General features: G+C 45.3%; 11 protein-coding genes. 9 read left to right on the top strand and 2 right to left on the bottom strand.

Annotated features, from left to right (window positions below; genetic code table 11):
• Positions 1–48 precede the first annotated feature (48 nt).
• Positions 49–1,029 carry a LysR family transcriptional regulator gene (locus tag F0261_RS17330; RefSeq protein WP_171338544.1) on the bottom strand — a complete coding sequence of 327 codons (981 nt, stop codon included), beginning with the start codon at positions 1,027–1,029 and terminating at the stop codon, positions 49–51.
• Between the two features lie 401 nt (positions 1,030–1,430).
• Here F0261_RS17330 and F0261_RS17335 point away from each other — a divergent pair, with 401 nt between their 5' ends.
• From F0261_RS17335 to F0261_RS17360, 6 genes are all read left to right on the top strand, one after another.
• Positions 1,431–4,079 carry a TonB-dependent siderophore receptor gene (locus F0261_RS17335; RefSeq protein ID WP_171338545.1) on the top strand — a complete coding sequence of 883 codons (2,649 nt, stop codon included), beginning with the start codon at positions 1,431–1,433 and terminating at the stop codon, positions 4,077–4,079.
• A 116-nt stretch (positions 4,080–4,195) separates the two neighbouring features.
• Positions 4,196–5,017 (top strand): sulfite exporter TauE/SafE family protein, encoded by an 822-nt coding sequence (locus tag F0261_RS17340; RefSeq protein ID WP_171338551.1) that lies wholly within the window; start codon positions 4,196–4,198, stop codon positions 5,015–5,017.
• Between the two features lie 19 nt (positions 5,018–5,036).
• Positions 5,037–6,212 carry an aminotransferase class I/II-fold pyridoxal phosphate-dependent enzyme gene (locus F0261_RS17345; protein ID WP_171338546.1) on the top strand — a complete coding sequence of 392 codons (1,176 nt, stop codon included), beginning with the start codon at positions 5,037–5,039 and terminating at the stop codon, positions 6,210–6,212.
• Positions 6,213–6,479: 267 nt separating this feature from the next.
• Positions 6,480–6,845: a response regulator gene (locus tag F0261_RS17350; RefSeq protein ID WP_014949491.1), complete on the top strand. Its 366-nt coding sequence runs from the start codon at positions 6,480–6,482 to the stop codon at positions 6,843–6,845.
• Positions 6,842–7,426, top strand: a complete 585-nt coding sequence (locus F0261_RS17355) for a chemotaxis protein CheX (protein ID WP_171338547.1) — start codon at positions 6,842–6,844, stop codon at positions 7,424–7,426. Before F0261_RS17350 ends, F0261_RS17355 begins: the two co-directional genes overlap by 4 nt.
• A complete protein-coding gene (locus F0261_RS17360; RefSeq protein ID WP_171338548.1) occupies positions 7,426–8,754 on the top strand; it encodes a sensor histidine kinase in 1,329 nt (442 codons plus the stop codon). Before F0261_RS17355 ends, F0261_RS17360 begins: the two co-directional genes overlap by 1 nt.
• 69 nt (positions 8,755–8,823) lie before the next feature.
• Here F0261_RS17360 and F0261_RS17365 read toward each other — a convergent pair whose 3' ends face one another.
• A complete protein-coding gene (locus F0261_RS17365; RefSeq protein ID WP_069944954.1) occupies positions 8,824–9,855 on the bottom strand; it encodes an MBL fold metallo-hydrolase in 1,032 nt (343 codons plus the stop codon).
• Between the two features lie 301 nt (positions 9,856–10,156).
• On the opposite strand from F0261_RS17365, the gene F0261_RS17370 reads away from it, so the two are divergent.
• From F0261_RS17370 to F0261_RS17380, 3 genes are all read left to right on the top strand, one after another.
• The gene (locus F0261_RS17370; protein ID WP_069944955.1) at positions 10,157–12,526 is read left to right on the top strand and encodes a DNA polymerase II; all 2,370 of its coding nucleotides are present in this window, start codon (positions 10,157–10,159) and stop codon (positions 12,524–12,526) included.
• A 302-nt stretch (positions 12,527–12,828) separates the two neighbouring features.
• A complete protein-coding gene (locus tag F0261_RS17375) occupies positions 12,829–13,407 on the top strand; it encodes an EF-hand domain-containing protein (protein WP_069944956.1) in 579 nt (192 codons plus the stop codon).
• Between the two features lie 368 nt (positions 13,408–13,775).
• On the top strand, positions 13,776–15,515 hold the full coding sequence (locus F0261_RS17380) for an AMP-binding protein (protein ID WP_171338549.1): 1,740 nt from the start codon (positions 13,776–13,778) through the stop codon (positions 15,513–15,515).
• Positions 15,516–15,908 lie beyond the last annotated feature (393 nt).

Here is a 15,908-nt window from a genome sequence, read left to right on the forward strand (position 1 = left end):
TATTCTCGTCGTACGCGAGATTTAGCATCATCTTGTGTTGGCACAGTGCTATGCAGGTTGCGCTATGAACGATGAAGCGGCAAATTCTAACGTACCGCACCAATGTTTCAGTGCGTTTTCTTGGGCCACTACTTTTCTGAGAATATCAATGATCGGACTGCTATCTAGCAGCGTCTTGGCACTTTTGTTTGTCGCAGCGAGCACAGTACGCTGCATTTCTGGCTGTGTTATTTTCAGTGATGAAACTAGGCCAGACTCCTTTAAATGAAAAATAGCTGATGTAGGCAGGATCATCACGCCTTCTCCCTGCATAACTTGCCTAAGGCCAGTCATGAGTTGTCCAGAATAAGCCAAGTCGTGCTGCAAACTAACGCCCGTTGCTTTTTCATAGTCAGCAATTAGTTGACCCAATGCATCTTTGTTACCCGGTGACAGCAAAGGTAATTCACTGATTTCCCAGAAACGGATCGTCGTTCTATCTCGAAGCTTGGCGTATTGTTCACACGATGAGGAAGCAGAAAAAACCAAATGAAGATCTTCTTGAATTAGCGGTGTGACTCGCATAAATTTAGGGTCGACAGCTTGCTGATAAGTAAGCGCAACATCCACCTGCTTTGACTCAAGCCAATCATTAATGGTGTAAGACGGTCCAGTGCTGATTTCGACTTTGAGCCCTTTATGGTTCGCCGTTATTTCCGTGAGCAGTGGTAAAGAGAGCACATTGCCGATTGATGGTAGCATTCCTATTTTTACTACCTTCTTTTGTCCAGTTTGAAAGGCTTCCAATGCGGCCTTAACGTTGTCTATTTCGGTTAGCAGCTTTAATGCATGTTTATAAAAAACTTCGCCCGCCGATGTTAGGATTACTCCCGAAAAACTTCTTTCAAGCAGCGTCGCTTTCATCTCTCTTTCTAAACTTGCCAACTGCTGACTAATGGCGGGTTGAGCGATATCCAATGCTCTCGCCGCCGCAGCAATACTACCCTTACGCACAGTCATAACAAAATAATGCAGCTGTTTTGAATGCACTTGCCCTCCTTACAAAGGTGGTGAGTTCTAGAACGGGAACGGTTTAATGAAGACGGCAGCAACGAATATGCCATTCCATTAAGTTATATGAAGCAAAATTGTAAAAATGGGCTAAAAGCAGTGGGGCATGAAAATCTTGTCTTCCCCCATACTTAAGTCTAATAGCATTAAATTAGCGCCCTGTGAGACGGCTCAATATTTTTCTTATACCCCTGAATAATCTTCTTTCTTCCTGCAAAGCCAAAGAGTTTTTAGCCTTGTTCTTGTACACGAGTGGCTAGACAACAATAACAAGATGCTTCTCGCATCAAAGTAGTGCTCGTGCGTGCCTAAAAAGAGTGCAGATTTTAATAATCCACACCCACAAAACTAAGTAGCAATAAGCACGATTGGGAACACAAATGAAACAGAAAAAGCTCCACACTGCAGTACGTTACGCACTTACCGGATTAACACTTTTTACTACTTCATTGCTTGTACAGGCGCAAGAAGTGACTGAAGAAACCACAGAAGCCAAAGACCTAGAACGCATTGCCGTTGTTGGTGCCCGCGGTGCACCGCGTTCAGTAACCAGCTCTCCTGTACCGGTTGATGTACTCACCGCCGAAGACGTTGAAGCCGTTGCGTTTACCGATATGAACAATGTCCTTATGACACTCGTTCCCTCTTATTCCGTAGGCCGTCAACCCATTTCCGACGGCGGAACGTTTATCCGTCCAGCAACGCTTCGAGGTATGCCCACCGACAAAACACTTGTTTTGGTTAACTCTAAACGTCGTCACAGGGCCGCACTTGTTTCAATTGGCGGTTCTGGCACACAGGGGCCAGACATCGCAACTATTCCCACCGCAGCAATTCAAAGTGTTGAAGTGTTGCGCGACGGTGCAGCTGCGCAATATGGCTCAGATGCCATTGCAGGTGTTATCAACTTTCAATTAAAAAATAACACCGAAGGCGGCTCGTTCACTGCGGACTACGGCAGCTACTACGAAGGAGATGGCGATCAAATTACCGTTACTGGGAATAAAGGTTTCGCATTAGGCGACGATGGCTTTTTCAGTATTTCAGCCGAATACTCTGACAGCGAAGCCACCTTTCGTGGTGAGCAATACTGTGAGCCATGGTTTTGTGTGGATGACCAGTCAGATCAATACATCGCTGATGCTACGGCCATGGCCAACAGCGTTCATGGTTCAGACGTAGTCCAACCATGGGGGCAACCAAATACAAGCGGGACGCGTGTTTTCTTTAACGCAGGTTACGCACTATCCAGTGAACTTGAACTCTACGCATTCGGTAACTATTCAGAAAGTGAAGGTGACGGTTCATTTTATTATCGCTATCCAGGCAATGGCACCATTGAAGACATTCGACTAGAGGACGGTTCAATCTGGAACCCGCTAGAGTTCTTCCCCGGTGGCTTCACGCCTCGTTTCTTCGGTGATGTGACTGACTACTCATTTGTTGGTGGTGTTAAGGGCATGTCGGGCGACCTTACTTATGATATCAGTGGTCGTTACGGCAATAATGAAATCTCTTACACACTAGCCAATACCATTAACCCGTCACTGGGTAACGAGTCACCTACTTCATTTAAGCCGGGTGACTTAACCAACGAAGAAACACAGATTCAAGCTGACTTCACCTATGACTTGAACCAGTATGTTCTTGCCTTCGGTGCAAGTTACTTAGACGAGTCATACGAAATATCTGAAGGCGAGCTAAGTTCCTATTTTGCAGGCTCTTACGCCACATCCGACCCTTGGGAGTTTTGTAACGACGACTACACCACTACGGCACTGGGCGCGGCAGTCATCGCCAACGGTTCTACTCTGAATTGTGCCAACTACACCAGTGCTGACAGTAACGACGATGGGGTTGAAGATGATGGATTCACTGGAGTAGACGCCGTTTATACTGTTGTAGGCGTTGGCTCCAACGGCTTCCCTGGCTATTCACCAGACTATTCGGGCTCATACGAGCGTGACTCATATGCGGTATACACGGATATCTCTGGTGACATTACAGACGAGCTGTTTGCTCAGGCTGCGCTGCGTTATGAAGACTATTCTGATTTTGGCTCAGAAGTAGTATACAAAGTAGCAGGGTTCTATCAGTTTAGTGATGAAGTAGGCTTTAGGTCGTCTTTTGGCACTGGCTTTAGAGCTCCTACTCCAGGTCAGCAAGGCACGACCAACGTATCTACCCGTCTGCCCGATGGCTTCCCAGTAGCAACAGGTCTGTTCCCAGCCGGCGGCGAAGTAGCGCAGGCGCTTGGTGCCAACGAGCTTTCACCCGAAAAATCGACCAACTTTACGCTGGGCATGACTGCGAACTATGGCGACTTAACGCTCACTGTTGATTACTACAACATCAAGCTTGAAGACCGCCTTTACTCTGTGTCTACCCGAGATGTTTCCACCACTGTCGTTACCGACCCTCAAGCAGACGGTTATGACGCATACCAAAACTATCTAGCCCTAGCAGGTGCCAATGTTTCTGGCGCCGAGTCCATTGGTGGCGTGTTCTTCTTCCAAAATGCTTTCGATACCGTAACCGAGGGCGTGGACGTTGTTGCTACTTACAAGATGGAATCGAAGTATGGCGCAACCGTGCTAACCGGCTCTGTGAATTACAACAAGACAGAATTTGATTCTGACCCTAGCGAATATCTTGATCCCGAAGACCAATTTGACTTCGAAAATAGTCGTTCCGAAATGCGTGGTGTCTTCTCAGTTACCCATAGTTACGACGTGTGGTCTGCCGTTGCGCGTCTTAGCTATTTTGGCGAATACGAAAATGCGGGAAGCGATGACGGGGTAAACGCCACAAATATTCAAACCTTCGGTGACGAATATATGTTCGATATAGAGGGCTCTTACCTAATTAACGAAAACTTCACCCTGTCAGTGGGGGTAAGAAATCTCTTCGACAATTACCCAGATGTAAGTACTAACGGCGACGCCTGTTGCGGTGAAGTCTATGACTCTGCCTCGGTGGTTGATTGGCAGGGAGGATATTACTACACCCGACTTGCAGCCCGTTTTTAACTGGCTCCTTGCAAACACCGACATAAGTCGGTGTTTGTGTATGTAGTTAACTGTATATAAGAAAAAATTAAAAGGTCATTCATGTTTAAAGCTGTTTCATGCGGAGTAAAAAGCAAATGGAAATAGAGCTACTGTGGTTTGTAGTTACTTTGTGTATAACTGGTGCCATTGCAGGTATCACTGCAGGTCTGTTTGGTAATGGCGGGGGGTTTGTTGTCGTGCCTGCTCTTCTCGCTGTTTTTCCGTTTTTTACTCCTCCATCAGAAGCCCTCGTTAAGGTAGCCATCGGAACATCATTGGCATCCATTGTGGTTTCCAGTGCTCGGTCAGTGATGGCGCATCGCGCTAAAGGTGCGGTGGATTTTGACATTCTTCGCTCGTGGAGTATTTGGCTTATTCTTGGCGTTGGTGGCGGGCTGCTCATCGCAAACAACTCCAGCGCCAATGGTTTAACGGTCGTGTTCGCCGCTGGTGTTCTACTTTACTCCGTATACTTCCTTTTCCCTGAGTTCGTTGTAAGACCCGGGCTTGTTTTCGATATGCCTAAAGGCATAGGCAAAGCGGTTTTGGCGTTTGTTCTGGGTGGTTTCTCTGCTCTGCTTGGCATAGGCGGCGGTACGCCAACAGTAATCACTATGGTGATGTGCCAGCGCACCATTCAACAGGCTGTCGCGACCGCCGCAGGCGTCGGCTTTCTTATCGGGCTTCCAGGTGCCATTGGCTTTTTGTTTATGAAGCACCCTGAAACCGCCTCGTTGCCGGTAGGCACTATTGGCTTCATCAATATACCTGCGCTTATTGCTATCAGTATTGGGGCAATCTTTACCGCTCCAATCGGAGCCAAAATGGCGCACAACTTCAGTGAAAAGAAGCTAAAGCGCTTATTTGGCATCTATCTCGTCATTGTTTCTAGCGCAATGTTCTATAAAGCCATTTAAAAGAAGAAGGAGACAACCCGTGAGTTATAACCGTTCAAGACGCTTGTTTATTGGTGGCACCGTTGCAGCGTCAGCAATAGGTGCGAGTGGCATAGGTCACCTTGTGAGCGCCCAATCTGTTAGCGCAAGCGCTTCCCCATCGTCTGTTATGTATGGACCAAAGCCTGGGATTGCAAAGCTCAATGCCAATGAAAACCCGTTTGGGCCGAGCCCGAAAGCGCTAGACGCTATCGCAAAAGCATCGGCGGAAGGTGGAGCCTACTATGCTTATCCTGCCGCTATGACACTATTGGATATGATTGCCGAGCGCTATGGTATTACTCGAAAGCACATTTCTTTGAGCGCAGGTTCAAGCCCTATTCTTTCCTACGCCGCCCTTGCGGCCAGCAAGAACGGAAAAATTCTGGGCCCGGACCTATTTTGGGACACCACGTCTAAAGCACCTGAAAAACAAGGTGCGCCAGAAATAGTGAGAGTTGCTAATACGGCAGAGCTTGATATTGACCTTGATGCCATGTACGCCGCAATAGACGACTCTATTGGTATGGTTCACCTTTGTAACCCGAACAATCCAACGGGAAAAGTGCTCGATCCGAATAAGCTTCGCGAATTCTGCATAAAAGCATCTAAAAAAACACTGGTGTTGGTCGACGAGGCATATAACGAGCTTATCGATGAGCCTCCTAAGCATTCAATGATTCCGCTCGTTAAAGCTGGTCATAATGTCATTGTAGCGAGAACCTTCTCAAAGATTTATGGCTTAGCAGGTATGCGCGTGGGCTATTTAATCGCATCAGAGGAAAACACTGAGTGGATCAATCGCTATGGCATGGGTGGCTATACATTGAATCAAGCAGGCCTTGCCGCGGCTATCGCCAGCTACAATGACGATGCCTTTTTAACTTTCTCTAAAGAGAAAATTTATGAAGGTAAATCTATGGTTATGGACGCAGTAAAAGCAAATGGATTGACAGCGCTACCTTCTAGTACTAACTTTATTTTTGTTAATTTAGGTGACGGCAACGCAGAGTACTTCCGCCAAGCCATGGCTGAACAGGACGTGCTGATTAGAGGAATCTACCGTACATACGACAACTGGTCTCGCGTAAGTACGGGAAAAATTGGCGATGTAAAACGCTATGTTGATGCCATGCCCAGTGCACTTGAAAAAATGTACACTATGCAAAATACTTAGCTACAAGGGTGTGCATTGTCGGCCAATGCACACCTCGCTACTTATAGACTTAAATTTTCTGCTACTTCCCCGTTTACTCTCCTAGTCATTTTCAACTAAAAGTCTAATACGCATAAAAGTCACTTCTGTCATATACTCATTCTAAAGCGCCACTGCTCAAAGAATACGCTGATTGGAAAATTTTTACGGTATTGTTGCAGTAACGCTAAAGTTGCACATACTTTACTAAAAAGGCATCGCATCAAATGCCGCTCTAGGAGGCTGTAAATGTCAATTTCTGTATTAGTAGCTGATGATTCTAAGTTGTCGAGGCGTAGTGTGATTCGCTCACTTCCGCAAGATTTAGAGTATGACATCACCGAAGCAACGAACGGGCAAGAAGCCATAAATGCGCTGTCAGAAAGTGAATTTGCATTGGTACTTTTAGACCTAACCATGCCAGAAGTTGACGGCGTTGGTGTGTTGGAATTCTTGCACCAAAGGCCCGACGCCCCAAATGTAATTGTGATTAGCGCTGACTTTCAGCCAGAAAAACAGAAAATTGTCATGTCTCTGGGGGCAAAGCGCTTTTTACGCAAACCGCTTGATAAAGAAGAATTAGCAATGTCGTTGTTTGAGTTGGGGTATCTATGAGCATTGTACTACCACTAGACGAAGAGCAAAGAGATGCCCTTCAAGAACTCCTAAATATTTCCATGGGGCAAGCGGCTAACTCTCTTGCGCAGTTAATTGAAACCAAAATTGATATTTCTATCCCAAAAATCTCAGCGGTTACTCCCACCCAGCTTTACAGTCTTTTATTTGAAACCGAAGACGCTTTCTATACCCGTCAGTCTTTTTTAGGCGACGTACACGGCGAAGTGATGTCTGTGCTATCTCAAGCTGGATTGAGTGAGGTCGCAACGTTAATGGATTACGATGAACCATTAAGCAGAGAAGACATTCAAGAGATTATCTTGGAGCTTTGTAACATTTTGGCAGGTGCGTGTTTGGCTGGTCTTTCCGACCAGTTGGAGCTTACCACTAACTTGAACATGCCCACGTTATTCTTGCCCGATAAAGCGAACTTCGATGAGTTGCAATGGCAGCACAGCTTAGTGATGGAAGTGCAGTTTATTATCGCGATCTCGTCGTTTAGCATGCGCGTTGTTTTCTGCTTAGACGATGAATCTCTTGCACGCATGAAAGACACATTGGATGAGTTACTCGCATAATGTTTGAACAACTGGTAGGTAAATTACCAGTCGGAATTGGTATAGTCGATGAGAGCTTTAAGGTTGTTTATCTAAACGACTTCTTTTTAGATCGACTTCCTCACAATATGCGCGACTGCTATAAAGAAACGCCAGTTGTTGAGTTATTTCAAGGACAAGGTAAGTTTCTAAAACGCAGACTAAAGTCAGTTTTTGTACTGCAGCATCCTAGCTTTAGCTACTGGGAACAACGCCCCCACATCTTTCCGTTTAAGAGCTCTCGCCCTATAACGGGTGAAGAAACACAGATGTATCAAAACATGGAAATCTTGCCCATTAAAGACAAAAACACAGGGCAAAAATTGGCGTGTATTTTTCTGCAAGATGTGACCGCCCAAGCTAGCTATTTTAGAGCCCAGCAAAAGCTTTCTGAAGCTTTGAAGAAAGAACACGAAGCGCAAAAAAAGTTAATTCGCAAACTCGATACCGCACAGAGCCAGCTAATTCAGGCTGAGAAAATGGCTTCTACTGGTCAGCTAGCGGCGGGGATCGCCCACGAAATTAATAACCCTATTGGTTTTGTGAGCGCTAACCTCAATACACTTGAGCAATACGCAACTCACCTTATTGCGATCTGTGATGGCGTTCAGGAGCAACTCGAACACTTCACCGACGAACTTAAAGAGCAGGTCGACGCACTGTTTGAGTCTAATCACTACGACTTGTTAAAGGACGATATTACTGAGCTAATTGCCGAATCGACAGATGGTCTTACCCGCGTAAAAGACATCGTCGAAAACCTTAAGAACTTTTCGCTGGAGACTACCGAAGGTGTGCAGATAGTAGATATCTGCGCCGTGTGTCACCAGCTGATCACGCTTATTTCCGCCCAGTACAGCACGCCCCAATATAAATTTGAATGTGAATTAGAGAAAGTGGAGGTAATGGGAAACTCTGGGCCGCTGAAACAGGCGCTAATGAACGTCATGATAAATGCAGCGCAGGCCATAGAAGATAGGGGCTTCATTAAACTTACTGTGCTCGATTCACCTACGTTGGTGACCATCAAAATACTGGACTCGGGTTGCGGTATTCCTACGAAACATCTAAAGCGAGTCTTTGAACCCTTCTTTACTACAAAGCCCGAAGGGCAAGGCCAAGGGCTGGGCCTTTCTGTGGCTTACACCGCCATCGAACAACATCAAGGTAAAATATCTATTAGCAGCAAAGAGGCAAAAGGAACCGTGGTAGAGATCACCATTCCGAAACAGCCTGCAGCACAGCCCCCGTCCAGTGAAGATAATGAAGAGAATAAAGAAAACGAAACGGAAAACTCTCAAACGGCCTAGAAAACAGATAGCCCAGTACAGAGTAGGACGTTGTTAATCCTCACTCTGTTTGTATGTCCTCTGACTGAACTAACAAGCAAGCTTTTTTACTTCACAGGCTTTAAATGTATACACACCCTTGCTGTTTAACGTCCGCGAAATGACTCCTTCATTAAGCAAGTAATTAAGGTGAGACAAACACTCTGCTACTGCAAACACCATGTTGCGACTAGAGAGCTTGCGCTTAAACATAACCGGTAATAACTCTACGACCGTTTGAGGTTGCTCGCAAGCATTTAACAGTGCTTTTAGGTGCTCGTGATGATGAGCAATAAGCGAATCTACTCGCTCATGCAGGCCGATAAAGGGTAGCTTGTGAGCAGGTAATACTGTCGCATCTTTGGGCAAATTCTTGAATTGCGGCAGCGTAGAAAGGTAGTCGTCTAAGGTGTTGGCATCAGGCTCTGTTGAGTAGGCGCCAATGTTTGGCGTGATAATCGGCAAAATATGATCGCCTGATATGAGAATATTTTTTTGCTTATTGTAAAGGCACGCATGCTCAGGAGAGTGGCCGCGGCCAATGATGATCTGCCATTCATTACCGCCAAGCGACAGCGTCATACCATGTTTTAGACGGGTGTAGCTAATGGGTAGTGGTGAAACAACGCTGCTGTAGCCATTGCCTTCACCAGAAGTAAGCTTTGCGATCATGGATTCGTCTAAACCTGCTCGCTGGTAATATTGCACATCCCGCTCATTCGTTGCGCCATTTCTTCCTGCCGCAAACGCTCTGGCAGTAAAGTACTCAATTTGAGACATATAAAAGGGGACGTTATACGTGTCGGCTATCCAGCCCGCTAACCCTACATGATCAGGATGTAAGTGCGTAACGATGACACCAACTATTGGCCCGTCTAATTGCTTGAATATACGCTCCCACAGCGCTTTGGTGGTGGACGTTCCTATGCCAGTATCAATGACCACCCAACCGCCTTCACCGCGGATCAGATACAAATTTATGTGGTCAAGTTCAAATGGGAGCGGCATTGTTAGCCAAAGAACACCATCGGCCACTTCTATTAGCTCGCCCGGCTCTACCTGTTTATCGAATAGATATTCCATATCGCCCTCACCTTTTCTATCGTGCATGGTCTAACGTGCACAAAGACTGTACGTTTTCGTTTTAACTCGCGCTGCTTACAAAAACAAACATATCTGTCGAATAGAGATCTATAGGAGTAGGTGATAACAAACGTTATACTAAGCCTACTGCCGTTTCTCGTGCACAGTGGTAGCGCATTTTTATTGCACCTTTGCGCCAGTTATTGAACAGATAACGGTAATGCGAGTTTATAAAACGTACACGCCCATGAGGCTATTTAAAGAAATTAACGTCAACAAAGCCGGTTAGTAAATTAGATTCATGTCAGCCTCAACAATACAACAAGGGTTCATACTCAATAAAAGTACGTTTACCCGGCGAGGCAAGGTGTATGTTGAGCTATGGGTTAAAACGCCCAGTAGCACCGCTAGGTTAATTTCTTCACCCCAATACCCCACTTGCTTTGTATCTGTTGATCACGCCAATGATTTACGCAATATCGCCGAGCGTATTTCTGCAAAGATCAGTATTTCAGATGACGGGTTTCACACGCTGGAACAAGTTCCTGTTGCGACGGTAAAAACCGCAACCGAATCACACATGCATCAGCTTCGCCAGCATGCGCAGGAAAGCAGTATTGTATTGTACGAAGCCGATATTCGCGTTGCCGATCGCTACTTAATGGAGCGCTTTGTGTATGGCGCGGTGGAATTCCTGGCCCCGCAAGATTTCGACGATACGCCTCAGATCGTTATAGAAAATGCGCAAATCAGACCCTGTCAATTCAGAACCACATTTACATCGCTAAGCATAGACATCGAATGCAATGAGCATGAAGAACTCTTTAGCATTGCGTTAGCCGGTGAAGGACTCAACGTTGTGCTGCTTTTATGCCCGCCACGCTTTGTTGGGCAAACATTGCAGGGACAAGAAGACAGCGCGTACGAGCTCATTACCGTTGAATCAGAAAAAGTACTGCTTGAAGCATTTTTTTCTTATCTTACATCCTACGACCCAGATATCATTTTAGGCTGGAACGTTAAACAGTTCGATATGGCGGTACTTGAACGCCGCGCTAGGGCTAACTCGCTAAAGTATGCTATCGGCCGCCATGGCAGAGAGGCTTCTGTAAGACAGTGGGAAGATCAAACCCTCGTTGATGTGCCAGGACGATGCGTCATTGATGGTATCGAAGCACTAAAAACAATGACTTATCAATTCGAGTCGTTCTCGCTCGATCACGTATCTGAAGAACTGCTTGGCGAAAATAAGCTTATTCAGGCTGCCGACAAGCTTGAAGCGATAAAGCGTCTTTATCATAGCGACCCTGTTGCACTCGCTAACTATAACTTTAAAGACACGGAACTGGTCAATCGCATTCAGGATAAAACCCAATTTATCGATTTTCTGGCGCTGCGCAGTATTCTTACCGGCCTAGATATGAGTCGCCCCGGAGGGTCAGTGGCCGCGTTTTTAAATGTGTACTTGCCTAAGCTTCACCGCAAGTCTTATGTCGCGGGGGTAAGACCTGAAAATGGAGGCTTGGCTAGTCCGGGTGGTTATGTCATGCGTTCCCAGCCAGGTTTATATAAAGACGTTTTAGTCCTCGATTTTAAGAGCCTATATCCTTCCATCATTCGTACATTTAAAATCGACCCGTTAGGACTTGCAGAAGGGCTTAAGTCTCCTGACACGGCGATAGAAGGTTTTAAAGGCGCAGTATTTAGCCGCGAATCTCATTTTCTACCTTCCATCATTGAAAACCTATGGCTGCAGCGCGACGAAGCCAAAAAACAGAATGACGCACCGCGCTCTCAGGCCATCAAAATATTAATGAACTCCTTCTATGGTGTGCTTGGTAGTGGAGGTTGCCCTTTCTACGATCCTCGCCTGGCTAGCTCAATCACATTAAGGGGTCACGAGATTATGCAAACCACTGCGGGTTGGATTGAAGAACTAGGCTATACGGTTATTTACGGCGATACCGACTCAACATTTGTTCATGTAGAAGGGAATGATGCACTGGGTACGCCCCCAGAGACTGGACTTGAGCTCGCTAGCATTATTAATCGAAAGTGGACAGAGTTACTAAAAAGTGAGTTCGACATTGATTGCCACTTAGAAATTGAGTTTGAATCTCACTTTTCTACGTTTTTTATGCCGACGATCCGAGGCTCTTCCGAAGGCAGCAAAAAACGTTACGCAGGAATGAAGGGCGGTGAACTTGTCTTTAAAGGCTTAGAAAATGTCCGCTCTGATTGGACGGTACTAGCTAAAACCTTCCAGTACGAGCTGTACAAAAAAGTGTTTACTGGACAGCCTGTTGAAGACTACATAAATAGCACGATAGCAGCGATAAAGTCCGGTGAAATGGATCACGCTTTGGTCTATAAAAAGCGGCTGCGAAAGCCTTTGTCGTCGTATACCAAGTCGCTGCCTCCCCACGTAAGGGCAGCGCGATTAGCCGACGAGTACTATAAAGAACAGGGGTTGCCACTTCGCTATCAGTTTCATACTACCATTGCTTATGTTATTACAGTACAGGGCCCTCAAACCGCAGAAACCGCCACGGCCCCCCTTCAATATGACCACTATATTGAAAAGCAAGTCCAACCCATTGCCGATAGTATCTTGCCTCTTATTGGCCTGAATTTTGAGACAATAGCGAACGATCAACTCTCGCTGTTTTAATCTCATTAATGGGGTTCTATCTATATCTGAGATCAGCTTAAGTTTGACGTATGAAGATCTTGCAAACACTGCGACAATTTAACATAGCAATAACATTGAAATCCTTGCCTTAAATTTTTATTACCTCACTAAATCAGTTAGTTATGCATTTGGCACATTCAATGAATAATGAATTACGTAAGTCATTAGCGGTGTCAGATTGAAACTTACTTCCAATCTGCACCTATGTTGAGGTCTGTGGACCTAGTGGTTAGGGCAATTGAGCGCCCAAGTTCACTGTAAAAGCCAGAAGGAATTTGATTATGAAGATCACAAAACTAAGTATGATTACCAGTGCTGTTATTGCTGCAACACTATCTGCTTCAGCAGTAGCAGGCCACCACGAAGAGAAGATCTCGATGGGATTTAACGCAATGGATAAGGATGGAAACGGCTATATCGTCGGTTCTGAGTCTTCTGGCGTTATTGACAGTAAGCTTCTCGCAAAAATGGATACCGATGGTGACAGCATGATTAGCCGTGTTGAATTCAACAAGTTTGTTGATGAAAAACCATCAATGTTTAGCGACGACATCATTACTCAGGTGAAAACTGAAGGCACCAATGACGCTCTACTCTCGGAAAAGGGCAACCCTGAATTATTCTCTAAAGCAGACAGTGAAATGATATCAGAGAAGAATAAGGAGCTTCGTACTGAAATGTCAGCCACAGCCGACAATAAGTTTACTGAAATCGATGTAGACAGCGACGGTAAGCTTACAGCCGAGGAGTTAAAGGTTGCACATGTCGAAGGTGACTTTGAGATGATGGACGAAAATGGCGATTCTTACGTTACCCGTATGGAATATCGTGCCTACTTCGAAGGTATTGAGTCTGAATAGACGCTCACCTCTCGTAAAGTAAAAATTTTTAGGAAGCCTCCTTCGTCGGAGGCTTTTTTGTTTCATTAAAGTCGAGAAAATTTTCTTTAGACATCAAATACATTGTCACTTTTGGTTATTACTCTCCTTTCAGCGTGTACGACGAGTCACACAAATTCATCGTTGAATAACCCCATATACGACTAACATCTTGTCGACAAAACCCGTTTGCAACAATATTGTTAATAAAGATTGAATTATTTGTTTTATTCGTTGCGTATTCAGCATTTACTGCAATTGTTGCCATTGGTTATTTGGAACCAAAAGCCGAAACAGCCAACTCTATTATTTATATATAAATCAGATGCGTACGCGCATGGAGGCAAGATATGATGGAATCAAAATTTACACCGAACTCACTACTCCCTCTTCAGAAAAGTGAGTTTACTGGCTCTGATGACGCTGAGCTGACGTCGCTCACTATCGGTCAGTATTTCAAAAATGTTGTCGACAATTATGGCGATAACCCAGCGATTATTGTAAAACATCAAGACGTTAGCTGGACCTATCAGCAGTATTGGTATGAAGTAGAACGTGTTGCTTGCGGCTTACTTGCAAACGGTGTAGAACCTGGCGACCGTGTGGGTATATGGTCTCCGAACAATATCGAATGGTCGATCGTACAGATGGCCACTGCGCGAATCGGGGCGATCATGGTATGCCTGAACCCTGCTTATCGCCCTGATGAATTAGCGTTTGCCATTAATAACGTTTCCGTAAAATACTTAGTCATGGCGCAGTCATTCAAGCAGTCAAATTACGTCGCCATGTTGAAAGAGCTTGCGCCAGAAATAGACAGCCAAGATAAGAACACACCAAAGCGTCCTCTAACGCTTGCTAAGTTACCTTCTCTTAAGCATGTATATACTATTGGCGATAAACCTGTGGAAGGATTGCAGGCGTTTTCCGCATTACAAATAGAACCAACGGAAGCGCTTAAATCTCAGCTGTTAGCGATTGAATCGAAACTTAGCCCGGATGATAACATCAATATTCAGTTCACCTCCGGTACCACTGGTAACCCGAAAGGTGCGACGTTAACTCACCGAAATATTCTAAATAATGGTTTGTTAGTGTCACAAGCAATGAGGTTTACGGACAGAGACAAGCTATGCATCCCCGTACCACTTTATCACTGCTTTGGAATGGTATTGGGCAACTTAGTATGCTTAGCATCTGGAGCGTGTGCGGTATTTCCTGGGGAATCATTCGACCCTGAAACAACGCTTCGCACGGTAGAAGAAGAAAAGTGTACGGGCTTACATGGCGTACCTACCATGTTTATTGCTGAGCTCGAACTATCCAACTTCAAGAGCTTTGATCTATCAACACTAAGGACAGGTGTCATGGCAGGTAGTACCTGTCCAGAAGAGCTCATGCGAAAGGTCCATAGTGAATTTTATATGACAGAAGTCGTCATAGGTTATGGTCAGACAGAGTGTAGCCCTATCAATCATATTACTGACATTGACTCGCCATTTGAAAAGCAGGTCAAAACTGTAGGACGCGCTATGCCCCATACAGAAGTGAAGATCATAGATCCCCAAGGCAATACGGTGCCTATTGGAGAACCGGGTGAGATTTGCGCGAGAGGCTACTGTGTAATGAAAGGTTATTGGGGTGATGAGATTAAGACGAAAGCCACCATAGACGATGAAGGTTGGCTTCATTCTGGCGATCTTGGAGAAATGGACGAAGAAGGCTATGTCACTATTGTTGGTAGAATAAAGGACATGATCATTCGTGGGGGCGAAAACATTTATCCAAGAGAAATTGAAGAAGTCTTATATCAGCATGCGGATGTGTCAGACGCCGCTGTCTTTGGTATTCCTGACAACAAATATGGCGAGCAAGTATGCCTATGGATTAAGGCAAAGGAAAATCGACATATAGACGAGGATCAGATACGCGACTACCTGAAATCCAAACTAGCCTACTTTAAAGTACCCAAATACATCAGCGTAGTGAAAGAGTACCCCATGACAGTAACAGGGAAGCTTCAGAAGTTTAAAATGCGCGAATACATGATAGAAACATTGAAGAAGCAAGCCCTACAAACCGAAGCATAATCCCAGCAAATAGTGGGGTCAGAGTACATTTCAAAGATTGGGGTCAGAGTACATTTCTCTAATAAGGTACGCTGGCGAATTTGAGAGTTTCTCCCTCACAGTTTTGAAATCACGCATAGTTAAATTCGTTTTTTCAAAAAATTACTCTGATTTATCGGCGCTGGAGGGCATGGGTACTTTGACTCGGTTCTGGTAACCTGGGTAATAAAGTACTCTGACCCCAATTTGAGGTGTTGCTGGGGGAATGGGGATTAATGTACTCTGACCCCATTATTTTTTCTTTCTGCGGAAAGCAAAAAACCCGCCGTTAGGCGGGTTCTTCTTAATGGGACCTGGCAGTGTCCTACTCTCACATGGGGAAACCCCACACTACCATCGGCGCTAATACGTTTC

The organism is Alteromonas sp. 07-89-2, from assembly GCF_013113925.1.
In the GTDB taxonomy this organism is placed as follows: Bacteria; Pseudomonadota; Gammaproteobacteria; order Enterobacterales; family Alteromonadaceae; genus Alteromonas; species Alteromonas macleodii.

What these genes read in the sequence shown, in the direction of transcription:
- F0261_RS17335 (WP_171338545.1), top strand. Translation starts at nt 1,431, where the DNA reads ATGAAACAGAAAAAGCTCCACACTGCAGTACGTTACGCACTTACCGGA.
- F0261_RS17340 (WP_171338551.1), top strand. Translation starts at nt 4,196, where the DNA reads ATGGAAATAGAGCTACTGTGGTTTGTAGTTACTTTGTGTATAACTGGT.
- F0261_RS17350 (WP_014949491.1), top strand. Translation starts at nt 6,480, where the DNA reads ATGTCAATTTCTGTATTAGTAGCTGATGATTCTAAGTTGTCGAGGCGT.
- F0261_RS17355 (WP_171338547.1), top strand. Translation starts at nt 6,842, where the DNA reads ATGAGCATTGTACTACCACTAGACGAAGAGCAAAGAGATGCCCTTCAA.
- F0261_RS17360 (WP_171338548.1), top strand. Translation starts at nt 7,426, where the DNA reads ATGTTTGAACAACTGGTAGGTAAATTACCAGTCGGAATTGGTATAGTC.
- F0261_RS17365 (WP_069944954.1), bottom strand. Translation starts at nt 9,855, where the DNA reads ATGGAATATCTATTCGATAAACAGGTAGAGCCGGGCGAGCTAATAGAA.
- F0261_RS17370 (WP_069944955.1), top strand. Translation starts at nt 10,157, where the DNA reads ATGTCAGCCTCAACAATACAACAAGGGTTCATACTCAATAAAAGTACG.
- F0261_RS17375 (WP_069944956.1), top strand. Translation starts at nt 12,829, where the DNA reads ATGAAGATCACAAAACTAAGTATGATTACCAGTGCTGTTATTGCTGCA.
- F0261_RS17380 (WP_171338549.1), top strand. Translation starts at nt 13,776, where the DNA reads ATGATGGAATCAAAATTTACACCGAACTCACTACTCCCTCTTCAGAAA.